This is a genomic window from Pontibacillus sp. HMF3514 (assembly GCF_009858175.1).
Taxonomy (GTDB): domain Bacteria; phylum Bacillota; class Bacilli; order Bacillales; family BH030062; genus Pontibacillus.
In genome coordinates, this window is sequence record NZ_CP047393.1 from 2,916,831 (window position 1) to 2,940,580 (window position 23,750).

The window sequence follows — 23,750 nt, forward strand, 5'->3', positions numbered from 1 at the left end:
TTGATCATTCTTTCCTCCGTACGATAAGTCAACATCGATTCGCCTAAGCACATCGTGTTTCCTTTATCTTTACTACGGACTCAGTCCAGTCCCATTGTTTCTAAACGATGCTTGCGCTTTTCTTATTATTCTTTACCCATCTTTTTCTTTAATGCAGCTAACTCATCATCTACGCTATCTTTTTCTAGTTCAGCAAATTCATCATCAAGGGAACGGCTAGACTCAGAAAGATCTTCACTTGTTTCTGCTTCTGCTTCATATTTGAGCACTTTCTCTTCCATACGCTCAAAACCTTGTTTGGATTCATCACTATTAATACCAGACATTGAACGATTCATTTTTGTACGAGTTTTAGCTGATTCAGCACGAGCTTTTAGAGAATCTTTCTTTAATTTCATTTCCTGGTATTCTTTTTTCATTTCATCAAGCTTAGTACGTAAGCTTTGTGAATCGCTCTGTGCACGCTCATAAGATTCTTTCAAGGAATCCGCTTGTTCTTGCTGATTCTTCTTGTCTTGTAGAGCTCTTCTCGCAAGATCCTCATTACCAGCTTCAATGGCTTTTTCAGCCTGTTCTTGTCGTTTGTCTGCAAGCGATTGAGCGTCGTCATATTTACGCTTCAACATCTTCTCATTTGCAATTTGCTTAGCTACTGCACTTTCAGCCTCTCGAATATCACTTTCCATATCTCGCATAAATTGTTCTAGCATTTTAACAGGATCTTCAGCTTTATCTAGCATAGCATTTAATTCAGAATTCACAACAGTACTAACACGCTTGAAAAATTTAAACATTTCGTTTTCCTCCTTTTATAATTAAAAGAAATAACTTAGATTTTAGGGTTTCTTATGACCCAGCCAATATTTTAATCTCGTATTCCTCAATAGAATGCCCTACACTTACCTCTGTTTCAGTCCCCCATGTTTCAACACTTAAATACTCTTCCTCATTTTCATCACAATAATCAGCGTAATGTGTGGTCTTCCCGTGAATGTTTTCACTTCGACCTTGCCCTAGTACTTGAGCTTTTCCTTCTTCATCAAGGTAAAATGTCTTCCCATCATATTCAAGCTTTTTAGGGAATGGTTCAGAAACAGGAAGTTTTACAGATTTGTATATACCAAGCTCCAATTCCTCATCCATCTCTGCAGAAAGCCAAATAGAGTTTCTGCCTTCTAGCAGTTGATAAGAGTACCACTCATATGAACCATCGCGATAAGTGATTTTTCCTACCACTTCATAATCCACTAAATCATACGTCACGATATCTCCCACTTCTATATTTAAGGGAGTACGTTCTTTTATCTGGGGTTGATTTCTGTCTTTATCTTTAGAAAACAGTCTTGAAAACAATCCCATTTCTTCACCTCACTTCAGGATCCTATTCATTAGAGTAATACGATTCATATTCCGAAATGTTTCATTTTTTATTATTTCTTTTAAATTAATAAGAAATCCTTTTAATTTAAATAAACTTTTCATAAATAACGCTATCATCATACGAAAGAATTTATTCAATTATATGGCAGTTATCTGGAATAACTGTTTTAGTGAGAGAGGCGGTTCCGTTGCTATTGTGGAGTGCGGTGGGCTTGGGAACGGGTTGCTTTCCCCGGACGAACGATCGAGCCTCCTCATACGCTACGCTTCTTGCGGGGTCTCGCTCGCCCGTTTTTCCGGAGGAGTCAACCCGTTCCCAAGCCCACCTTAGCCGAATGGTGATGAACGGAACCGCAACGATATGAGGAGGTAATGCTTACGGACATTTGATCCGCTATTTCACCTTAAAATGGTTTTTCTAAAGAGCTTACGGACATTCATTCCGCTAATTGCTACAAATCACCTTATTAAAGAGCAATCTGTCACAAATAAGGTACCATATGTCCGTAACGACTCTCGAAATGCCTTAAAAGTTCAAAATAACGGAACAGATGTCCGTAAGGTTTAGAACTCACACACTAGGGTCCGTTAACTTACATACCAGCAAAGGGGGGAAGGAAACGGCAAACTCCAGTGGTAGAAAGGGCAGATGAGACCCCACAGAGAACGGAGTGAACGAGGAGGCTCAGCTGGTCTTCCACAGGAGTATTGCCGTTTCACTGACCCCCTACCTCTCATAAAAGCAACGGACTGCTCTCAACTTATCTCGATTCCAAGTCTTCCAGATAAGGGGGCTTATATGGAAGAAGCAAATTAAATTAAATTAAAAAGACAGACTATAAAATTATAGCCTGTCCAAAATTAATTAATCATTATTTAATAAAGAATGTGCATCACAATACTCAAGTCCATGAGCTTCTGCTACTGCTTCATATGTTACATAGCCATTTAATGTGTTTATCCCTTTTAATAATGCTTCATCATCCTGACACGCTTTCTTATACCCTTTTTTAGCAAGTTTAAGCGCATAAGGGACTGTCACGTTTGTAAGACCAATCGTAGATGTTCTTGGAACAGCACCAGGCATATTTGCTACAGCGTAGTGTAGAACTCCGTGTTTCTCATAAGTTGGATTGTCATGAGTTGTGATACGATCCGTTGTTTCGAAAATTCCACCCTGGTCTATCGCAACGTCTACAATAACTGAGCCGTCCATCATTTCTTGAACCATTTCATCAGTAACTAGTTTTGGTGCTTTAGCTCCAGGAATTAGAACCGCCCCTATAACTAAGTCAGAATCTTTAAGTTCCTGTGCGATATTTAAAGGATTTGACATAATTGTATTAATTTTAGAACCAAAGATGTCATCTAATTCACGCATGCGCTCTGGGTTTAAGTCTACAATGGTTACGTCCGCTCCTAGACCCATAGCAATTTTGGCAGCGTTCGTTCCAACAACGCCTCCACCAATAACAGTGACCTTTCCGCGGCGTACACCTGGAATACCACCTAACAGGATTCCCATTCCGCCACGAGACTTCTCGAGGAACTGAGCTCCGATTTGAGATGCCATACGTCCTGCCACTTCACTCATTGGTGTAAGCAACGGAAGTGTTCCTCTTGCTGTTTGGACTGTTTCGTATGCAATCCCTACTACTTTATTATCGATTAGTGCCTTTGTTAATGCTGGCTCTGCAGCTAAATGTAAGTAAGTAAATAGAATAAGACCTTCATGGAAATATTCATATTCTTCCGGTAATGGCTCTTTTACTTTCATAACCATTTCTTGATTCCAAGCTTCATTAGCTGTATCAACAAGTATTGCTCCAGCTTCTGTATATTCTTCGTTCGTAAAACCTGATCCTTCTCCAGCATCTCTTTCTACGAATACTTCATGCCCTGCATTCAATAGTGTCATTACGCCAGCAGGTGTCATAGCTACACGGTTTTCATTGTTTTTAATCTCTTTAGGTACCCCTATTCTCATAATAACCAACCTCCACATCAATATCTCTAGACATTCAAGTTGCTATCCTTTCTAACTATATCACTCCATAGATCTATAAAGGAAGATCCAAAATAAAACTTTTCCCACTGTTCTTTTGTAAGCCCTTTCATTGTAACAAATCTCCCTTAAAAATTCATAGTGAAATTAGAAAACAAACAAGCCACCTGTTTCCTCAAGGTGTCTTATAACAATATTTATGAATGACATCCATGCCACCTGTTACTTCCATTACTGTACCTGTAACCATATCGGCATCATCTCCACATAAAAATAATATGGAACGTGCGATGTCTCCCCCAGTACCTGAGCGCCCAATTGGAGTTTGCTCGTCTTTATGAGGTCGACTGTCCGCAATATCTGCTTCTTTCATGTCCCCAACAATTTTACCCGGACAAATCATATTCGATGTGATTCCATATTCGGCTTCTTCATATGCAATCGTTTTTGTTAAGGAAACTAATCCTGTCTTAGCAGCTGCAAAGGCCGATCGATACATCCAACCTGGGGCACCATTAGCGCCTTGGAAACCATAATTAATAATTCTTCCAAACTTTTGTGCTCGCATTATAGGAACAACTAGCTTTAACAAATGAAATACGGCATCAAGGTTCCCATTTATCATACGATTCCACTCTTCTGTGGTATAATCCATGAGTTTTTTTCTTTCAAAAATATAAGGTCCAGCGTTATTAATTAAAACATCAATTCGACCAAACCGTTCCATAGCTTTATTGACTATATTCGGTAAGTCATCAACCAAGGTTACATCAGCTTGAACACACTGAATGCGATCTGAATAAGAAGGGAGTTGCTGAAAGATTTCTTCTGCTTTTTGCTGATCCTGTCGGTACGTAACAGTTACAGAGTATCCTGCTTCAAGCATTTCCTCCGTCACCTTACGTCCTAACCCTTTGGTTCCTGCTGTTATGATGGCATGTCTCATGCAACGACCTCCTTTGTCATTTACAATACGCTTTGTCTTTATGTACAATATGTTTTGCTGAGAGGATGTGAAATAAATGGGAGCTCCCAATTCCGCATTGAAGTCAACAGTTGTTGAAACGATTGGTTTAGAAGCGGTGCCACAGTCCCAACAAAATACTCCTTGGTTTCGATATATGTTTATTCAAATTGCGATATCCGCTAATGCTGGAAATTTTTTAATCCCTGCACTAGCTGTTTTAAAAGGAAATTTATCTTTTCTTGCAGCCGTCATCGCTACTAGCTTAGGAGCTATTTTCGGATTTGTTTTTGTATCATTATTGTCCTACCCAGGTTCTGTTTACGGCATTCCAGCCCAATATGCCATTCGAACAATGTTGGGTGTAAGAGGTGCCAGGTATCTTTCTTCCCCCATACGTAGTATTACATCACTTTACTGGTTTAGTGTGCAAACAATAGGCGGTACTTATGTTCTTCAACAATTACTCGTTCGCCTTACTGGGGAGGAATATCCATTTCTACTATTTTCAGTCCCGATATCCATCTTAATGGTGGTATTAGCCATCATTGGATTTGAAGCTGTAAAGCGAGCGACAACTTACTTTCTCCCTCTCCTCTTGTTAGGAGAAGGCACTATGCTCTATCTATACTTTACTACAAATGAATCAAGTCGTTCACTCTTTACGCTCCCTGCTAACGAATCACACGGAAGTTTTGGGATGATGGTTTTCTTTGCAAGTCTCGCTTTTGTCCAATATGTATCAGGTGTTAGTGCGTCAGCTGATATGACACGTTATGCCAAAACACCTAAACAAGGTGCAGTTGGGTTATTTTTAGGGAACACATTTGGATTCTTTATTACAGCCATACTTGGATGTGCCTCTGCTTATTTATACCATGACAGTAACCCTTATGTGTCTTCTAGTTCAATAACTGATTCACCACTATTTCTTACAATCATCACACTTACAGCGATTATATCGATGCTATCCATAAACTTAAGTAATGCATACACAGGTGGCTATAGCCTTTTAAACACCTTTTCCAGCTTGTCCCGGATACAAAGTGCTATCATCTTTGGAGTCTCAGGCGTAATTTTAAGCTCAGTTCCTACTCTCGTAACGCATGCTGAGAAATTTGTGTCTGCTTTAGGTGGTTTAATTATTCCTATTTCTGCTGTAATCGTTGTGGACTTTATCTTTATCAAGAAGAGACGTTTATCAGAAGAATCCCTGTTAACCTTACAAGAAAAGGGAACGTTATATCGCGTGCCATTGCTTACCGTTCTTGGAGGAAGTATTATTTACTTCGTTATCCCAGAATCTTATTCACCTGGTTTCATTACATTCTTCGCAATTGGTATCCTCTATTACCTATTAGCAAAGAAGTCTAATGAATAGAAATACCATCTTCAGCTCGTGTAAGGCTGAAGATGGTATTTTTTTATGCCTTACGCTTCGGATGTTCTCGAATATTACGTCCCTCAACATCATTATCGATGACACCACTCTGATAACTCTCAGAAAGCATCCGATTTGTTTCTTTATCGCCTTCCGGATCATATTGCAGACCTAATTTATTCTTTTTGTCCACCACAAACACCTCCCGCTATTTAGTGTGCCTCAGAAAGTTCAAATTCTCTCTTGAACCTTTTGCCAATTCCTTATCCTTACGTGTTATAATTAGGAAAAGAAAGGAGAGATCCGAATGCCATTTGAGTACAAGCGAATTGTAGTTGCTATGGATGGTTCTGAAGCTTCTGAGCACGCCTTTCAAAAAGCAATTGATATTGCAAAACGTAATGATGCAAATTTATATCTTTCTCATGTAGTTGATACACGCGCTTTTGCAACAGTAGAAGCGTATGACAGAACATTAGCTGATCGAGCAGATGAATATGCATCTGAGTTATTACAGAAATGCGAACAGCAAGCAAGAGATGCTGGGCTTACATCAGTTCAAATTGACATTGAATACGGATCTCCTAAGATTAAAATCGCCAAAGAAGTCGCACCAAAGTATGATGCTGACCTTATAATTTGTGGGGCTACTGGTTTAAATGCAGTCGAGCGCTTCTTTATAGGAAGCGTTTCTGAGCACATCACTCGATATGCAAGTTGTGATGTACTCGTTGTTCGACCTGAGACAGACGAATAGTTCCATGTAAAAAAGCTGTTACCTTAATATAAGGTAACAGCTTTTAAATGTCTTTTTTTACTTCTTTCACCACATGCCTTAATTCTGGTAGTATTAATTTTTCCATAGCTAGCTTAACCGCACCACTAGATCCTGGAGTTGAAAATATGGCTGTGTGTTGACTCACACCAGCAATGGCTCTTGATAAAATAGCTGATGATCCAATATCTTCCGAGTAGCTAAGCATTCGGAACAGCTCTCCAAAACCTGTCATTTCCTTATCCAGCAGTGGATGAACCGTCTCAATGGTCACATCACGGTAAGCCATACCTGTGCCACCATTCGTTAGCACTGCATCAACACTTGGATCCTCTAAACCACTTACAACGGCTTCTTTAATCGCAAGTTGTTCATCTTTAACAATTACGTAGCGAGTTACTTTATGGCCTTCTTCTTTCAAGTAATCTTTGATAAGTCGACCACTTTTGTCCGTTTCTTCATCTCTCGTATCACTTACTGTAATCACCATACATCGAACCGATGTATGGTGATCTTTCTTATGCTCTGTAACTGACATATTAATCGAATTCTCCTTGTTCCACTAAATATCGATACTGATAAAAGCGTAACGCAAAATCAGTAACCTGACGAGTTAGTTGATAATTTAACGTTGCCCCAATAGCCATTGATACGAGCGGTAACCCTTGAATTAATTTCTTTCGGAACATCAGAATAAATAAAGACTTCATACTATGCTTCATAGGTTGCTCAAGCCACGTTTCATCTGTCAGCTCTTCTTCACCTTCATAGATAAAAGGAGAAGTCTGATGTTCTAATTCACGTTTTAAATCATCCCACGCCTCTTTTTGAAGACGTTTAGGTAGTGTTGCAGCATGAAAGATTTTTAAGGATAACATCATTTCGTAAGGGTGATTTACTTCATAGCCAAATGTAAGCCCAATTAACTGGACAGCTCGAACATTTAAGATCAACATAGCCGGAAAATCAATCCCTAATAGTAGAAGCCCTCCTGTTCCCGTTAGACCGCCTTGTGCGAATGAATAAAGCTTTCCTTTTGCCACTTGTTGATGCGCTAAATATGTAAGCTGATCGATCGTGAGGTTTTTCATATCTTCTATATGATCAATATCTGATTGAAAAATGCGCCCACTTGTTAAAATACGCTCTCGTGCCTCATTTTGAAAAGCCGTCCCTTGGATGTAAGCATGCGTATGAAAGAGCCACTGATCAATCTGATGAAAAAATTTCTTTCGGGTACGATTCGACATATCCTGAAACGATTTATTCATCCATTGATCATACATCATCTCAAAGTCATTCGCTCGATAATCCTTCCATTGTCTTTCCCAATGTTGGATATCGTGTAATACTTTTTCTTTACTCATTCTTACACCTCCTAAAACCTTTTCCCATTATTGTAGCGTGATCGCTAAAAAAAAGCGAAGGATATCCTTCTTATTATGATGTATATTTGACTATGACTTGTTTACATGTACATAAAGAAAACTTGCCGATTGGCAAGCGTTTAAGACGCAGACAGAGGTTTAGTTGCGCTTATACTTCATAACTTCAAAATTTTCACTACTTCGAATTGCTTCATTGCTGAATTTTATACTTTCTTAAAGTAAAAAAAAGCTGCTGAATCTAAATCAGCAGCTTTTTCAAATTATTTATTCTCTTCAATCAAACGAACCGTGTCACGAGCGATCATAACTTCTTCGTTTGTTGGAATGACCATTACTTTAACAGGAGAATGAGGGTAGCTTACGAAAGCTTCCTTTCCGCGTACCTGGTTAAGGGATGGATCCCAATAAACGCCCATGAATTCAAGTCCTTGAAGAACTCGCTCACGGATTGTTGTACTATTTTCACCTACACCTGCTGTAAATACAATAGCATCTACACCGTGCATACGAGCAGCATAAGAACCGATATATTTGTGGATACGTGCTGCAAATACTTCAAGAGCTAGCTCTGCACGCTCATCGCCTTCTTTAGCTCGATCTTCAATATCACGTAAGTCACTAGAGAAACCAGATAAAGCAAGCATACCACTTTCTTTGTTAAGAACGTGAAGAACTTCTTCAGCTGTTTTCCCAGTTTTTTGCATAATATACGGGATAAGTGCAGGGTCAATGTTACCTGAACGAGTTCCCATTGTTACACCAGCAAGTGGTGTGAAGCCCATGGATGTGTCCACAGATTTTCCGCCTTCAATTGCAGCAATGCTTGCTCCGTTTCCTAGGTGACAAGAAAGAATGCGAAGGTGCTCTTCAGGACGGTTTAACAACTCTGAAGCACGTTGGGATACATACTTGTGAGATGTACCATGGAAGCCATACTTACGAATACCATACTCTTCATAGTACTCATATGGAAGACTATATAAGAAGGACTGCTCTGGCATTGATTGGTGGAACGCTGTATCGAACACAACGACAGCTGGAACGTTAGGTAGTACCTTTTGGAATGCACGAATTCCAGTTAGGTTCGCTGGGTTGTGTAGAGGTGCAAGCTCAGAAACTTCGTCAATTTCTTTAATTACCTCTTCTGTAACAAGTGCAGAGTCAGCGAAACGCTCGCCACCATGTACTACACGGTGTCCAATTCCTTCAATTTCATCAAGAGAGTCTATAATACCTAACCCAGTAAGCTTTTCAACTAACATTTGAACAGCTGTACCATGCTCAGGTAGATCCGTAACGGTTTCATTTTTCTCACCGTTCACTTCGATCGTAAATACAGATTCAGGAAGGCCAATACGTTCAACAAGGCCTTTTGTAATAACTTTTTCCTCTGGCATTTCAATCAACTGAAATTTCAGTGAAGAGCTACCAGCATTAATGGCTAAAATTTTACTCAATATTTTCATCCCCTTAATAACCTAGGTTCATGATTACCATTTCCCATTTAACCACCCGTCATTAAGCATTTCAAGACACTTATGAAATTGGTAACGCTTTCCGAATGAAATCTTTATTTTCTTAAAATTTGGACAGATGTTCCTTCTTAAACCATTCGTTGATTTGCCCGACCATATCATTCATTGCTTCGACATTTTGAAAGGATGGAAGTTGAGCAATTAGAGCTTGTGATGGCGTCTTTGTGTATTGTCCTTTTTTCTGAACAATAAAAATGCTTTTTCCAAACTTTTCGTTCTTAAACATCGATTCAGGAAGTTGTAATACTCCTACAATGTGAACATGTTCATGTAAGTAAGCATGTAGCTTTTCAGACTGATCACTTTCAAATAAGAAGTTTGGAATCAGGAATAAAGCGTATCCAGCCTCTTTCACATAATTTAAGCTCTGCTCAATAAATAAGTGATGGGAATAAGAATGGCCTTCATCAGCTTTTAATTTGTACTCATTTGCCTGTACATCATTCGGATAATAACCTACGGGTAAGTCTGCAATAGCCATATCAACAGGTTCTAATAAAAATGGACTCAGGCTGTCTTGGTGGAAAAATTCAATTTCAGTTTTCTGCAAGTTTGCATTCATAAGTGCCAATTGAATGAGAGTTTGATCTACTTCACTCCCATAGGCTTCCACATTTTGTTCCATTTGATTAACGACAGCAGTTAATAAGTTTGCAGTGCCACAGGCAGGGTCAAACAAACGTAATGTCTTTTGATCTGAATTGGTAAGCTTTTGAACCAAATACCCCATAAAGATCGCTACAGAGTCCGGTGTAATATGATGCTGCTGTTGGGTTGTCCCTTTCATTCCTTTAAGTATAGCAAGCTGCATTGCCTTACGGATTTCTTCTTTTTTATAATCCTCTACGGATATATGAGTTAGTTTATCTTTTAATTTAGCTTGTATTTCCTCGCTATACTCTTGGGTTGGCTGTTGTTCAAAAAGGGTTTCCCCAGCTAAAGGTAAAAGCTCTAAATAGGAAAGATCTACTTCTTGTCCAATTAACTCCACTGCTTCATCTAACCATGTATAGAGTTGCTCTACATTTGATTGTTCCACGATTTCTCCTCCACTTCTTTAGAAAAAGCAAGATTTCTTGCTGGATATATTAATAGCCTTACTTATTTTACATGAGAAAACCCGGCCACGTCAGCCGGGTTCTAGTTATTTTGCTTCTTTTGCTGCTTCAATGGCTGCATCGTAATCAGGATGGTCGGTTGCTTCTGGAACGTATTCTGCATACACGACCTCATCATCACTATTTACAACGAATACAGAGCGAGTTAGTAAACGCATTTCTTTAATGAGTACGCCGAACGCTTCACCAAAGTATGCATCACGGTGATCAGAAAGTGTATCAACATTTTCGATACCGTTTGCTCCACACCAGCGTTTTTGTGCAAAAGGAAGATCCATGCTAATCGTTAGCACTGTTACATTATCAAGTTTTGCTGCTTCTTCGTTGAAACGACGGGTTTGTGCATCACATACCCCTGTGTCGATTGAAGGAATGACACTAATCAATTTTACTTGACCTTCATAATCTTTTAACGAAACCTCTGATAAGTCATTCGCTAATGCGGTAAAATTAGGGGCTTTTTCCCCAACCTTCACTTCGTCTCCAACTAGGGTGACTGGGTTGTTTTTAAACGTAACATTTGCCATGATTTTGTATCCTCCTCGTATATCATAACGATAATATAAATGTCAGTCTTCTCTCAAAAAGAAAACTGCCTACTATGTATTATGAAGGCAGTTTTCTTAGATGTCTAACGATAACCTACCAGGAAAAATTCTGGTTATTTTGCTTCCCGTTTCGTTGTTCGGATTGTTGCTGTTGATCCCCTCTTGATGAAGACCCATCTTTTTTTGAACCTTTACTAAGTACTTCTTGAATTTTTTGTACGGTTTGTGGTGCAAGGTCTAGCATGCGCTCGTACAAGTGTGTATTTTCATCAAGGTGAATCATCTTTACACCTGAAGTTTTATTGACAATTAAGAAAGCAATCGGAGTGATCGAAACTCCTCCACCGCTACCTCCGCCAAATGGAAGTTCGCTTTGCCCTTGGCCTTGGGATCCATCACCATCATTTTGACCTTTATCTGATTGATGTCTATCTGAAGATTTGCCCATTTTGAACTGACTTCCACCAGCAGCAAAACCAAAGCCTACCTTGGAAACAGTTAGTATTAGAGTGCTACCATCTGGTGTCTCAATAGGATCTCCTATGATCGTATTTACATCAATCATATCTTTTAAGCTTTCCAATGCAGTTGTCATTAGACCTTGAATTGGATGTTCAGACATCGTAAATCCTCCTTCTTCGGTTTAAGCAGTTTTCTTTCTAAATTTAGGGACACGACCTTGCGTATGCCGTACAATTAAAAACACTGCGAGTATAGCTTGTCCAAAGCGAAATGAAATCATACACTTTATGCGAGTTTGAGAATGTTTTTGTTGAAAATAGGGAGTTACATATAATTCCGGTGCTGTATTCAGTTGCATATAGCTAGAAATAAAGGCTACGATACTACCTTTTAATGTCCATATTCCGCCACAAAGCATTCCTGTTGTACTTGCTTCTGATGTACCTACTTGTGTATCCCAAAGTAATGTATGAACATGTACCTTTGATAAAAAACGCCTAAGAATGCGATGAAATCCTACGACACGATCTAGGAAGTCTTTCACGCTTTCGAGTTGCGTTTTGATATCTTCTGGTGAATAATCCTTCTCTTCTTCCTCTTTCTTATCTTGTCCATATTCTTCTTTTTGTTTCGTTTTCACCGTCATTTCTTCTTTATCAACAGTAACCATTGGGATTTCTTTCTTTAATCGAACCCATCTCCAAAAACGGAGTTCTATGCTTAAAAAGTCACCATCAGATTTATGAATATAGGAAATGGTGAAGAATAATCTTGTGAAAATAACGACAATCATATTAACGAATAGAAATAATAATAGTGCGATCCACCACATATACGTCCTCCTCACTATCCATTTTCTGCTTAGTATAGTCATTTTAAACATGAAACATAGATGTTATTTTTGTTATGATTTATTATGAAAGTGAAGGGAGTGTCCAAAAATGGCAAAAGGTAGCAACTTATATTTTTTCTACAAGAAGGACGAGGAACTAGAACAAAAACTGAAACCCCTTTTTAATCTCGCGAAGGAAAACGGTTTCAATATCGTGGAAGATCACCAAGAAGCTAATATCATTGTGAGTGTAGGTGGGGACGGAATGTTCCTACAAGCCGTACGAAAAACAGGCTTTCGACAAGATTGCTTATACACAGGTATCACACGTTCTGGTGAAGAAGCAGGCTTATACTGTGATTTTAACTTAGATCGATTTGATGAAATGGTGCACTCCATGATGTATGAAGAGTTAGAGGTTAGACGTTTCCCAATTATTGAGGCTGATGTAAACGGGGATTCTTCATTTTATTGCTTAAATGAAATGAGCATGCGTTCTACGATTATTAAAACAATCGTGCTTGATGTGTACATTGATGATATTCACTTTGAAACATTCCAGGGAGACGGCTTAATTGTTGCGACTCCTACTGGTTCAACAGGGTACAATAAGTCCACTAAAGGAGCCGTGGTCGATCCAAAGCTTCCTTGTTTTCAAGTTTCTGAGTTAGCGTCTCTTAATAATAATCGTTATCGCACACTTGGTTCTTCCTTTATTTTGAGTGGAGATAGAAAGTTATCGTTAAAACTCCTACAAGATGGGAATGACTATCCAATCATCGGAATGGACAATGAAGCCTTACCGATTCGAAACATCCACAACCTTGATATCAGGTTAAGTGATAAAGTTATTAAGACGATTAAGTTGAAGGATAATTCTTATTGGGAACGCGTGAAGCGTACGTTCTTATAATTAAGTAAAAAGCTTTTGCTCTGGGATATCCCTTAGCAAAAGCTTTTTTTATTAGGAATTATAAACAATATCTCCACTAACAACCGTCTGAACCACTCTAGCAGAAGTAATTTCTTCAGGTGAAATAGCAAATAAATCTTTGTCTAAAACTGTGAAGTCAGCTAAGTAACCTGCTTCAACTTTCCCACGTTTATCTTCCTCGCCAATAGCATAAGCACTACCCGTTGTATATAATGATACCGCTTCGAACATGGAAAGTTGCTGATCTTCTCCATACACTTTTCCATCTGAATCTGCCTTTCGTAACACGGCTGCTCGCATGCCAAGAAGAGGATTGATTTCTTCTATCGGAGCATCAGAGCCTCCCGCACATGGAATGCCCTTATCCAATAACGTTTTCCAAGCATAGGCGTACGGTAAACGTTCTTCACCGATTCGTTCAATTACCCAAGGGAAATCAGATGATACAAAAGTAGGCTGAATATCAATAATTGCGTTCACCTTTTGTAGTTCTTCAATTAAATCTTCTCGTAAAAATTGAGCATGAATAATACGATCACGTAAGTCAGGACTAGTTGGAGGATATTCCTGTATAGCTTCCAAGACAGCTTCAACTGCTTTATCTCCAATTGTATGAACAGCTATAGGGAGATGATCATTACGTGCTCGTTTTACTAGTTGCTTTAAGTTTTTATCTTCATGAATCGGCATCCCTTGATTACCCTTATCATCTGTATAATCCTTAGATAACCACGCCGTACGCCCTCCAATAGCTCCGTCCGCAAATATTTTCATGGCTCCAAATTCCACAAAATCAGTGCCTGTTTTATAACTGTGACCTAAATCAATCATTTCATCTACTACACCATGATGGACTAACAAGTGTGCTCGAAACTTTAACTGGTCCCCATTAATCGTATTTAAGTAGGCCTGGTGTGTTTTAAAGAATCCACCGTAGTAATTCATGTCTTCTGTATGTCCACCAACAATACCGTTTTGCCATAAATCTTGAACAGATAAACGGATTGCTCTCTCAAGATACCCTTGTTTAAACTCAGGCATTGCTCCTTTAATGAGTTCTTGTGCTGTATCAAGAAAGTAGCCCGTCATTTGATCATGATCATCACGTACGATCTTTCCCCCCTGTGGATCCTCACTATGCTCCGTTATTCCTGCAAGTTCAATGGCTTGAGAATTGGCAAGTAAGGCATGGCGACATACACGAGTTAACATGATAGGATGTTTTGTAGATATAGCATCTAGCTCATGTTTATGTGGAACCTCAGGATCCTCCCATAAATTTTCGTTCCATCCTTCTCCAATTAACCATTCACCTTCCGGAAGGTTAGAAGCATAGTTTTTTAGTGCTTGTTTCATTTCATTAACAGAAGTCATTTGTGATAAGTCTAATCTCATCAACTTTTCACCATGACCAATTATATGTAAATGGCTGTCTACAAAACCCGGATAAAGAACATTTCCTTTGAGATCATGCTCAGTCGCAATTGTAGAAGAGTATGCATCTCGAATTTCTTCTTCTTTTCCCGCTGCTAAAATAATTCCATCTTGTGTAAGGACAGCTTCTACTCGCTCATTCGGCTTCTCCATGGTGTAGATCGTTCCACCAAACCAAAGTTCTCCCATATTCATTCTCCTTTATATCAGTAACGGTTTTTCACTTTAGCGAATTGAATACTCACATCATAACAAAATGGTTATGAATCGACTAGTTTTTGTATTTATTATATGTTTTTACTACAAAAGTGTTTTCAGAGAATCTTGTTTCACTCACTCTTCCATAAAAGCCCCCTTATGTGGAAGACTTGATTTCGAGATATTGTGCGGTGAAGGTCCGTTGCTTTTATGAGGGGGAGGGGTTCAGTGAAACGGCAATACTCCTGCTGCCCCACACGACGTGGGGTAGGTCGACGTTGCCACACGATGTGGCGGTCTTAGTCGATCTTCATTATTTACTTTCAGCCTCCTCATACGCTACGCTCCTTGCGGGGTCTCATCTGCCCTTTCTACCGCGGGAGTTTGCCGTTTCCCTCACCCCTTTGCGTTTATGGAGATTAACGGACCCTAGTTACTTGAGATCTAAACGTTACGGACATCGGTTCCGTTATTTTGAACTTTTAAGGCATTTCGAGAGTCGTTACGGACATATGGTACCTTATTTATGACAAATTGGGCTTATTCAAGGTGATTTGATGCAAATAACGGAATAAATGTCCGTAAGAAAGTCATTTTAAGGTCAAATAACGGAACAATTGTCCGCAAGCATTTCCTCACATTATCGCTGCGGTTCCGTTAATCTCCATTCGGCTAAGGTGGGCTTGGGAACGGGTTGACTCCTCCGGAAAAACGGGCGAGCGAGACCCCGCAAGAAGCGTAGCGTATGAGGAGGCTCGATCGTTCGTCCGGGGAAAGCAACCCGTTCCCAAGCCCACCGCTCTCCACAATAGCAACGGAACCGCCTCTCTCACTAAAACAGTTATTCCAGATAACTGCCATATAATTGAACAAATTCATTCTTAAAGTTAAAAAAGGGTAGTGAGTTCACTCACTACCCTCTTACCATATTATTCATTATTGTTGTTGACCGTTATACTGCTGTTCAGCAGCTTGAACTAAACGCTTGGTGATTTCACCGCCAACAGAACCGTTTTGGCGAGACGTTGAATCTGGACCAAGTTGAACACCAAATTCTTGTGCAATTTCAGTTTTCATTTGATCTAAAGCTTGTTGTACACCAGGTACTACAAGTTGGTTAGAGTTGTTGTTTGCCATGATGAACTCACCTCCTTGTTACCTAGCATGTGTAACAAAGCGAGATCAATCCATTCAGTTATTGGTAGTTCATGAAATCTCAGTCATTATAAAAGATCTGAGAACTCATCTTCTTGTTCTGCTTCTTCCTTGAACTCAATGACTTCAATGGATTCAAGCGTTTCTTCTAATTCCTTAGAGAAGTCAACTTTTGCCTCTAATTCATTGATTTTCTCACGGGTTGGACGTGTTTTTGGCTGACTTGGCACAAATACTGTACAACAATCTTCATATGGACGAATGGAAATATCATACGTATCAATTCGTTTCGAAATATCAATAATCTCAAGCTTGTCCATGGATACCAGTGGACGAATGATCGGATAATTGGTTACTTCGTTAATCGTATTCATACTCTCCATGGTTTGACTGGCTACTTGACCAAGACTCTCTCCAGTTGTAAAGGAAAGGATTCCTTCTTTTTCAGCAACACACTCACTGATTTTCATCATCAAACGACGCATAACAGTCATTCCGTATCCTTCAGGAATTTCACGATAAATCGTTTGTTGTAGCTTTGTAAATGGAACGACATGAACACGGAGTTTATGCCCAAAACGTGTGAGTTGCTTTGCAAGGTCCATCACTTTTTGTTTAGAGCGTTCACTTGTATAAGGCGGGGAATGGAAGTGGATAGCTTCCATTTCAACACCGCGCTTCATTGACAAGTATCCAGCTACCGGACTGTCGATTCCTCCAGAAAGCAATAATAAGCTCTTACCAGAAGTACCTACTGGCAATCCACCAGCTCCCGGAATCTTTTTCGAAGTTATATAAGTTCCATCTTTACGAATTTCAACTTGAAGCTCTATATCAGGATTATGAACATCTACCGAATACCCTTCTGTATTGGATAAAAGGTGCCCACCTAGAACACGGTTCATATCTTGAGAACCAATCGGAAAATCCTTATCTACGCGTCTTACTGAAACTTTAAATGTTTTCACATCTTCTGGCTCTGTTAACGCAAACATAACCGCTTTTTTAATTTGCTCTTCTTCACTATCAGATTTAATTGCTAAACTAAAGGATTGTATCCCAAATACATCTTTAAGTTGTTCCATAATTGGCTCAGGATCTTCCCCATTTAGCAAAATGTACATACGACTTCGATTACGTTTAATTTGGATATTGGAAAAATTAGCTAACTTTATTTTAACGTTCTCATATAAACGAGCTACGAATTGCTTCAGGTTTTTCCCTTTTAACGACATTTCACCGTATCGGATTAATATATGATCATAGTTCATGTTATCTACCCCATTACTTCACTTAATTGATTCATGACGTCTTTAAACGCCTCACAAAACGTTTCCACTTCTTCTTTCGTACTATCATAAGATAAACTAACTCTTAATGCAGATGAGGATCGTTTAAACTGATGTCCACATGCAGCTAATACAGCACTTTCATCCGCATTTTTAGAAGAACAAGCGGACTTGGTGGATATATAAATACCTTTTTCTCCAAGAGCATGAATCACAACTTCAGGTTTATAGCCTGGCACTGAAAAATTTAAGATGTGAGGAGCGCTATCCTCTGGAGAATTTATCATCACCTGAGGAACATCCTTAAGACAATCTCTTAACTGTTTATTTAAGTTTTGAAGATGTCTGTACTGACTTTGTTGTTTATCTAAAATCATTCGTAAGGCCTTAACCATAGCTACAATACCAGCTAGATTTTCTGTGCCTGCTCTGTACGAAGCCTCCTGGCTACCTCCATGAAGCAACGGAAACAAGGACGTATTCCTCTTCACATATAACATCCCTGCTCCTTTTAATCCATGTATTTTATGACTAGACATCGTACATAAATCAATGTGGGAGCTATGGAAATTAAGCGAAAGTTTACCCAGCCCTTGCACGTGATCCACATGGAAGAACATTTTAGGATGCTGACTTGCAATATGACCTATTTCTTCAATAGGTTGGACAGTCCCAAGCTCATTATTAACATGCATCACACTTAACAATATGGTATCGTTACGGATTGCATTCTTAACATCATCTCCACTTAATCTTCCTTCTTCGTCAACAGGAAGGTATGTGACTTCAAAACCTAAACTTTCTAATGAACGACATGCTTCCAACACAGATGGATGCTCTATAGTCGTTGTAATAATGTGTTTACCTCGATTCTGGTGTTGAAGAGCAATTCCTTTAATCGCTAAGTTATTTCCTTCAGTTCCACCAGATGTAAATATGATCTCTTCTTGATTCACATTTAGAAGCTGAGCTGCCTGCTTCTTGGACTGAAGCAAAAGCTTTTCAGTTTCACTTCCAAAACTATGAATAGAAGATGGATTTGCATAATAACGTTCGGAAACCTGTTGAAAACTTTTTAACGCTTCGGGAAAAGGCTTCGTCGTTGCACTATTATCAAAATAAATCATATCGCCCGAACCCCTTTATTATCATTTGCATTCCAATATCGTATCACAACTTGATTACTTTTTAAATATATCTCAGTAGAGATGAGCTCTCTTTTAATATGTATCCAAACTAGAAACGAATCCATATATTATCTTTTATTATATCAAACCATTTTCATAAATAATCAAAACGTATAGATTAGGGGAGAAAAGAAAAGATTCATTAATCAATTTTATTTCTTTAAATTCGATAAGAAGTTATTCCGTTAAATGGCAGTAATCTGGAATAAGCTTCTGAGTGAGATGGTGTGTTCGTTGCGTTTGTGAGGCGTGGGGGTCATTGAAACGGCAATACTCCTGCGGAAGACCGTCCAAGCCTCCTCATCCGCTACGCTCCTTGCGGGGTCTTGGCCGCCCTTTCTACCGCGGGAGTTTGCCGTTTCCTTCCCCCATTGGTATGTAGGTTAACGACCCCAGCTCTAATTAGTTGATCTTCCATAGCGCATCAGAAGTATTATATGGAGATCAGAAATGCTATAAACAAGCTTTATCTCAGGATCCAAATCCTCTTCAATCTAATTAAGGTGCAACTAACAAATCAAAACAGAAATACTTATTAGGCTGCGGTTCCGTTAACCTCAATACGGCTAAGGTGGGCTGGGAAACGGGCTGACTCCTCCGGAAAAACGGGCGAGCGAGACCCCGCAGGGAACGTAGTGACTGAGGAGGCTCGATCGTTCGTCCGGGGAAAGCAGCCCATTTCCCAGCCCGCCGCACTCCATTAAAGCAACGGAACCATACTCACCTTATATCGAAATCAAGTCTTCCAGATAAGGGGGCTTTAATGGAAGAAGAAAGAGTCCCCAAAACAAAACACCCCTCTCTTATTCCTTCTTGGAATCGAGAGGGGTGTTCTTTTCTTGTTCTATAGAAGCTAATAAATCATCAACAGAGAATTTATCTTTTCCCATTTTATTTACCCATTCACGAGTTATCCCACCACTAGCAGTAATGTTACTGTTTTGAGGACGAACTTGAGGCGAACGGATTTCAGCTAAATGCTGAACGAACATGCCATAATCCTGAGGAGCTTTTGATTCTACAGTAACCTCCGCACGGCTTACATGTGATGTAGCTTTCATTTGATCACCAGGGAAAAAGAACAACAATATAACGGATGACCAAACAAGTCCTGATATAACAGTTAAACTTATTAACAATCTTTTTTGCATAACATCACCTATCCAACGGGGGTTTTCATGTTGCTTTCAATGCGCTGTAATGCTCCTGGTTCCACATTCTCTAACGCTGCAGATGCTTGTTCTAGTGCCACATCATATTCATACGAACGAAATGCACCTTCTGAGTCAGCTAGTTTAGCAGCTAAGAATGGGTCTTTACTACGATATCTATTGGCATATTGAATAACTTGCTCTGCCATATGAGCCTGGTCTAATAGAAGTTCTGTTTGCTCTTTTGCTTTACTTGCCTCTTTTTTAGCGTAATCAAGTGATTCATGTACTTTAGCCATATCTAATGGCTGACAATCTAATTGTTCTTCAACCTTAGCTAAAGCTTCAGTTGCAGCTTGTAATACATCTCGAATATACACAGGAACTCCAGGTAAATTACTTTTTTGTAGCTTCCGGTGAACAGTTAAAAGCTCTTTTTTCAATTCGTCTATGTGATCTGAGGCTTCTCGTTCTCCTTTTCGCAAGTTGAAAAGACGTTCTTTAAATTGTTCATGTTGGTCGACTAATTCTGCTAACTGTGTTTCCCAGTTTTCTAAATCAGAACGAATAGAAGAATGAGCTGTTTCTTCCTTATCTATATTCGTCTTCAACTCATCAAAGTGTTTAGTTAGGAGACTTAACCATTTCTCTAAACTCATATGCATTTCAAGGTCTTTATCTTCTAGTTGATATGTATCTTGTAGTCGCTCAAGTTCATTTTTTGTTTCTTTCATGTCTTCTTTAGTCGTTTGTAATTGTTTGTATAATTGTGGTTGATGATGATCAATATAGTTCTTTGCAATAGCTTCCTTTTCCAACTCGCTATAAATCTCTTGAATTCGTTCTTCAATCTCTGGAACACGTAATTTTGCATCATCCATTTCAGCTTTCTCAAGAGATGTTACAAAACCTAAAAGCTCCTCTTGGTAATTTTGAATCTCTTTATCAAACCCAAAAAGTTCAATATGGTAACCGTCTTCTTTCATCTTTCGTATTCCAGATTGAAGGTCATCCAACTCTGACGGCAGCTCTTGGTGACATGCTTTATATAGTACCGGGAACTCTTCTAGTTTTTCCTCAAGTTGTTCCATTTTTTCTTTGGTTTCTTGAACAACAGATTGAGCTTCGAAATAATCTCCTTGATCGACAAGTTGATAATATTTAAGCATTCGTTCTTCAAGTTCATCAATTTGCATTTCAAACCGAACTTCTGCCTTACCGTATCGATGTCGCTGTTGTAAAAGCTTTTTCCTAAACTCTTTAACGTAAGGTTGTAGAGCTTCAATATCTTTTCTGCTATTTTCTTCAGAGTGTAATAGGGTATCTACTTCATCAAACATACCATTAATAGAACTTTCAATAGATTGAAGGCTCTCTTCAACCTCATTGATAACTTTTTTGGCAGATCGGAATCGATATTTATCAGCATATTCCTCAGCATCAAACAGGCCTTCCTCAAGGTCTGGTAGCTGTTTGGCTAAGATATCATCCCATTCTTCACGCCAAGATTCAAATTTTTCTTGTGTTTCACCTGATAAATTAAGGTTCTTAATTTTAGCCAGTTCTTCTGTAACCGGCCGATTGGTAATCTGCATTTTCCAGCTTTCTAGTCGGTCGACAGCATCATATACTTTTTTCCTTAACAACAAACCATAAATAATAAATACAATCAAAGTGAGTATGACAGCGATGACGTACCCCATAAAAAGCCTCCTAACAGCAAAGTCTTTCAAATTAAATTTTATGTTCAACAAGGATGCAAAAGTAACCGAAATCATCCTATTATAGTGATTGGACTACTTTTGACATAACCTTATTGAACAACCGTAATCCTCTAAATTGTCAAATCGAGTCTAGTTATGTAGAGATATTGCCTTTATGATACCATGTATACAGCCTATTTGGCTAAAATTTTTCAAATTTATTAAGTAAATGTAATTTTTTCCTATAAGGAGCGAATATAAGATGATAATAGACGGGCATGTCCACACACCATTTTGCCCCCATGGAACACGCGATACCCTAAAACAATACGTTGAAAACGCCATTTTTTTAAATTATCATTCGATAAGCTTTACAGAGCATGCTCCATTACCAAAAAGTTTTCATGATCCAGTGCCTACAAAGGATAGTGCGATATCATTAAAAGACATGGAATCTTACATTAAAGCAATACAGGATATAAAAGAAACGTACAAAAAGGATATTACTGTTCATATCGGTTTGGAATTAGATTATATTGAGGGGTATGAAGGAGAAATCAGGGAATTTTTGAATACCTATGGACCTATGTTAACGGACAGCATCCTTTCTGTTCATTTTTTAAAAGCTGGCGAGGATTATGTATGTATGGATTATGGGGTAGAAGCTTTTAAGGAACTTGTGCAACGCTTGGGTTCGGTGGATGCTGTTTATAAGCGATATTTCGATACAGTTTTACAATCAATATCAGCTGACTTAGGGGCTTATAAACCAGAACGTATCGGACATATGACATTAGTTCAAAAATTTAAAAATCAATACCCGGCCACTACTTCCTTTGATCAGGAGATCGACCATATACTAGATAAAATCAACGAGCATAACTATTCCTTAGATGTAAATAGTGCCGGGCTTCGTAAACCTTACTGTCTTGAAAGTTATCCGCCAGAAAATGTGATAGCTAAAGCAAAGAATAAAGGGATCCATTTAGTGTATGGTTCAGATGCCCATAAAGCCGAGGACTTAGGAAAAGGATATGAGCACCTAGAACAATATTTTAAATAACCCCCTCTTTCTTATAACAATATTTATGACTATCTATTAAGTGATCAAACCATTGAATGATCGTTTTGGAATACTGTTTTGAAAAATAGGTATCTGAGTGATCCAGAACGTTCTGATCTCTCATATCATAAGGCATCATAAATGGCGTCATAAGCATACCTTTAAATTGGAGGAACAAATATTGTAGTTGAGTGCCTTTTATCCCAGAACCATGTAAGCATTGTTTAAACAAACGATAGAGAATATATTTTTCCTTAGCCAAATACGTCACCATCATTTCACGTACCAGAACATTATCGAGAGTTAATTCACGATGAACGAAACATGTAAATTGATAGTGTTTCTTTTTATACTGTATAATAAGCTCTATTAATCGGTAAAATGATTCTCTTGTATCTTCTTTTTGAGCATATTCTTCTAAGAGCTCAATATACGGTTCAAAATACTCTACCATTAAATATTCAAGCAGGCCTTGCTTATTCTTAAAATGATAGCTAATCAACGAGACATTCACCTTAGCTCTGCCTGCGATCTCACGTACAGAAGTGCCATGGTAACCTTTAGTAAAAAACAAATATCCAGCAGCATCCATCACTTTCTGTTTCGTTGTAGCATTTCTCATCAATATTCCCCCTCCTACTAGACTGATTTCGCCTTAGGGAGGGGAATTCCTGCAACATTCTCTCGTCACTTTCCGAGCTGAATCTGTCGAAAGGATCAGAACCTAACACATTTATGACTATTGAGGAGGATTACTGATGTTTCATGTCGAGCAATATAGTGGCACAAAAGAACAAAATTATGAATTCCTATTAAAACAATTAAAAGCTCTTTTAGAGGATGAACAGGATCAGGTTGCTAACCTTTCTAATGCCTCTTCTTTGCTAAATCAATTCTTAGACCAAGTTAACTGGGTTGGTTTTTATATTTGGAAACAAGATGAATTGGTACTTGGACCTTTCCAGGGACTACCTGCATGTGTACGAATCCCATCTGGAAAAGGTGTTTGTGGAACTGCGATCGCTGAAGGTAAAACGCAAGTTGTTGCAGATGTCCATCAATTCCCAGGCCATATCGCATGTGATGCAGCTAGCCAATCAGAAGTTGTCGTCCCGATGTATGTTGACGGAGAACTATTTGGTGTACTAGATATTGATAGCCCTATTAAAAACCGTTTTGATGAAGTAGACGAAAAGTATCTAAACCAATTTGCAGAATTGACGTCAAAATACCTTTAAAAACAAAAAG

The 23,750-nt window shown here is 38.8% G+C and carries 25 protein-coding genes; 6 read left to right on the forward strand and 19 right to left on the reverse strand.

Features of this window, described 5'->3' with window-relative positions:
• Positions 1-125: 125 nt before the first annotated feature.
• Both GS400_RS15020 and GS400_RS15025 read right to left on the reverse strand, forming a co-directional pair.
• Positions 126-794 carry a PspA/IM30 family protein gene (locus tag GS400_RS15020; protein WP_160103113.1) on the reverse strand — a complete coding sequence of 223 codons (669 nt, stop codon included), beginning with the start codon at positions 792-794 and terminating at the stop codon, positions 126-128.
• Positions 795-846: 52 nt separating this feature from the next.
• The gene (locus GS400_RS15025) at positions 847-1,359 is read right to left on the reverse strand and encodes a DUF4178 domain-containing protein (protein WP_160103115.1); all 513 of its coding nucleotides are present in this window, start codon (positions 1,357-1,359) and stop codon (positions 847-849) included.
• A 430-nt stretch (positions 1,360-1,789) separates the two neighbouring features.
• On the opposite strand from GS400_RS15025, the gene GS400_RS15030 reads away from it, so the two are divergent.
• Positions 1,790-1,948 carry a hypothetical protein gene (locus tag GS400_RS15030; RefSeq protein ID WP_160100710.1) on the forward strand — a complete coding sequence of 53 codons (159 nt, stop codon included), beginning with the start codon at positions 1,790-1,792 and terminating at the stop codon, positions 1,946-1,948.
• 297 nt (positions 1,949-2,245) lie between these two features.
• Here GS400_RS15030 and ald read toward each other — a convergent pair whose 3' ends face one another.
• Positions 2,246-3,367 carry an alanine dehydrogenase gene (ald, locus tag GS400_RS15035; protein ID WP_160103117.1) on the reverse strand — a complete coding sequence of 374 codons (1,122 nt, stop codon included), beginning with the start codon at positions 3,365-3,367 and terminating at the stop codon, positions 2,246-2,248.
• 193 nt (positions 3,368-3,560) lie between these two features.
• Positions 3,561-4,331 carry an SDR family oxidoreductase gene (locus GS400_RS15040; RefSeq protein ID WP_160103119.1) on the reverse strand — a complete coding sequence of 257 codons (771 nt, stop codon included), beginning with the start codon at positions 4,329-4,331 and terminating at the stop codon, positions 3,561-3,563.
• A gap of 97 nt (positions 4,332-4,428) precedes the next feature.
• Here GS400_RS15040 and GS400_RS15045 point away from each other — a divergent pair, with 97 nt between their 5' ends.
• Complete coding sequence (locus GS400_RS15045) at positions 4,429-5,730, forward strand: purine-cytosine permease family protein (protein WP_236560974.1); 1,302 nt, start codon at positions 4,429-4,431, stop codon at positions 5,728-5,730.
• Between the two features lie 43 nt (positions 5,731-5,773).
• On the opposite strand, the gene GS400_RS15050 is transcribed toward GS400_RS15045, so the two are convergent.
• Positions 5,774-5,923, reverse strand: coding sequence for a hypothetical protein (locus GS400_RS15050; RefSeq protein ID WP_160103123.1), 150 nt, complete (start codon positions 5,921-5,923; stop codon positions 5,774-5,776).
• A 114-nt stretch (positions 5,924-6,037) separates the two neighbouring features.
• Between GS400_RS15050 and GS400_RS15055 the strand changes: the two genes are divergently transcribed.
• A complete protein-coding gene (locus tag GS400_RS15055; protein WP_160103125.1) occupies positions 6,038-6,487 on the forward strand; it encodes a universal stress protein in 450 nt (149 codons plus the stop codon).
• 43 nt (positions 6,488-6,530) lie between these two features.
• Here GS400_RS15055 and GS400_RS15060 read toward each other — a convergent pair whose 3' ends face one another.
• The 7 genes from GS400_RS15060 to GS400_RS15090 form a co-directional block, all read right to left on the reverse strand.
• Positions 6,531-7,043, reverse strand: coding sequence for a MogA/MoaB family molybdenum cofactor biosynthesis protein (locus GS400_RS15060; RefSeq protein WP_160103127.1), 513 nt, complete (start codon positions 7,041-7,043; stop codon positions 6,531-6,533).
• Position 7,044: 1 nt separating this feature from the next.
• Entirely contained in the window at positions 7,045-7,872 is an 828-nt protein-coding gene (locus GS400_RS15065; protein ID WP_160103129.1) for an EcsC family protein, read from the reverse strand.
• A gap of 281 nt (positions 7,873-8,153) precedes the next feature.
• Positions 8,154-9,350 (reverse strand): acetate kinase, encoded by a 1,197-nt coding sequence (locus GS400_RS15070; RefSeq protein ID WP_160103131.1) that lies wholly within the window; start codon positions 9,348-9,350, stop codon positions 8,154-8,156.
• Between the two features lie 121 nt (positions 9,351-9,471).
• Complete coding sequence (locus GS400_RS15075; RefSeq protein WP_160103133.1) at positions 9,472-10,467, reverse strand: class I SAM-dependent methyltransferase; 996 nt, start codon at positions 10,465-10,467, stop codon at positions 9,472-9,474.
• 105 nt (positions 10,468-10,572) lie between these two features.
• On the reverse strand, positions 10,573-11,073 hold the full coding sequence (gene tpx, locus GS400_RS15080) for a thiol peroxidase (RefSeq protein ID WP_160103135.1): 501 nt from the start codon (positions 11,071-11,073) through the stop codon (positions 10,573-10,575).
• 115 nt (positions 11,074-11,188) lie between these two features.
• A complete protein-coding gene (gene ytfJ / locus GS400_RS15085) occupies positions 11,189-11,716 on the reverse strand; it encodes a GerW family sporulation protein (protein ID WP_160103137.1) in 528 nt (175 codons plus the stop codon).
• A gap of 21 nt (positions 11,717-11,737) precedes the next feature.
• Entirely contained in the window at positions 11,738-12,388 is a 651-nt protein-coding gene (locus tag GS400_RS15090; protein ID WP_160103139.1) for a DUF2953 domain-containing protein, read from the reverse strand.
• 109 nt (positions 12,389-12,497) lie between these two features.
• Here GS400_RS15090 and GS400_RS15095 point away from each other — a divergent pair, with 109 nt between their 5' ends.
• Entirely contained in the window at positions 12,498-13,301 is an 804-nt protein-coding gene (locus tag GS400_RS15095; RefSeq protein WP_160103141.1) for an NAD kinase, read from the forward strand.
• 51 nt (positions 13,302-13,352) lie between these two features.
• Here the strand turns inward: GS400_RS15095 and GS400_RS15100 are convergent, their stop codons facing one another.
• The 6 genes from GS400_RS15100 to ezrA form a co-directional block, all read right to left on the reverse strand.
• Positions 13,353-14,945 carry an amidohydrolase gene (locus tag GS400_RS15100; protein ID WP_160103143.1) on the reverse strand — a complete coding sequence of 531 codons (1,593 nt, stop codon included), beginning with the start codon at positions 14,943-14,945 and terminating at the stop codon, positions 13,353-13,355.
• A gap of 945 nt (positions 14,946-15,890) precedes the next feature.
• Positions 15,891-16,091 carry an alpha/beta-type small acid-soluble spore protein gene (locus GS400_RS15105; RefSeq protein WP_027445667.1) on the reverse strand — a complete coding sequence of 67 codons (201 nt, stop codon included), beginning with the start codon at positions 16,089-16,091 and terminating at the stop codon, positions 15,891-15,893.
• A gap of 86 nt (positions 16,092-16,177) precedes the next feature.
• Complete coding sequence (gene thiI, locus GS400_RS15110) at positions 16,178-17,380, reverse strand: tRNA uracil 4-sulfurtransferase ThiI (RefSeq protein ID WP_160103145.1); 1,203 nt, start codon at positions 17,378-17,380, stop codon at positions 16,178-16,180.
• Positions 17,381-17,385: 5 nt separating this feature from the next.
• On the reverse strand, positions 17,386-18,525 hold the full coding sequence (locus GS400_RS15115; RefSeq protein WP_160103147.1) for a cysteine desulfurase family protein: 1,140 nt from the start codon (positions 18,523-18,525) through the stop codon (positions 17,386-17,388).
• Between the two features lie 863 nt (positions 18,526-19,388).
• On the reverse strand, positions 19,389-19,736 hold the full coding sequence (locus GS400_RS15120) for a hypothetical protein (protein ID WP_160103149.1): 348 nt from the start codon (positions 19,734-19,736) through the stop codon (positions 19,389-19,391).
• Positions 19,737-19,744: 8 nt separating this feature from the next.
• Positions 19,745-21,439 carry a septation ring formation regulator EzrA gene (gene ezrA / locus GS400_RS15125; protein WP_160103151.1) on the reverse strand — a complete coding sequence of 565 codons (1,695 nt, stop codon included), beginning with the start codon at positions 21,437-21,439 and terminating at the stop codon, positions 19,745-19,747.
• Positions 21,440-21,701: 262 nt separating this feature from the next.
• On the opposite strand from ezrA, the gene hisJ reads away from it, so the two are divergent.
• Positions 21,702-22,502: a histidinol-phosphatase HisJ gene (hisJ, locus tag GS400_RS15130; RefSeq protein WP_160103153.1), complete on the forward strand. Its 801-nt coding sequence runs from the start codon at positions 21,702-21,704 to the stop codon at positions 22,500-22,502.
• Here hisJ and refZ read toward each other — a convergent pair.
• Entirely contained in the window at positions 22,495-23,124 is a 630-nt protein-coding gene (refZ, locus tag GS400_RS15135; protein WP_160103155.1) for a forespore capture DNA-binding protein RefZ, read from the reverse strand. The genes hisJ and refZ overlap by 8 nt on opposite strands.
• Before the next feature lie 136 nt (positions 23,125-23,260).
• Between refZ and GS400_RS15140 the strand changes: the two genes are divergently transcribed.
• Entirely contained in the window at positions 23,261-23,740 is a 480-nt protein-coding gene (locus tag GS400_RS15140) for a GAF domain-containing protein (protein ID WP_160103157.1), read from the forward strand.
• The last annotated feature ends 10 nt before the right edge of the window (positions 23,741-23,750 follow it).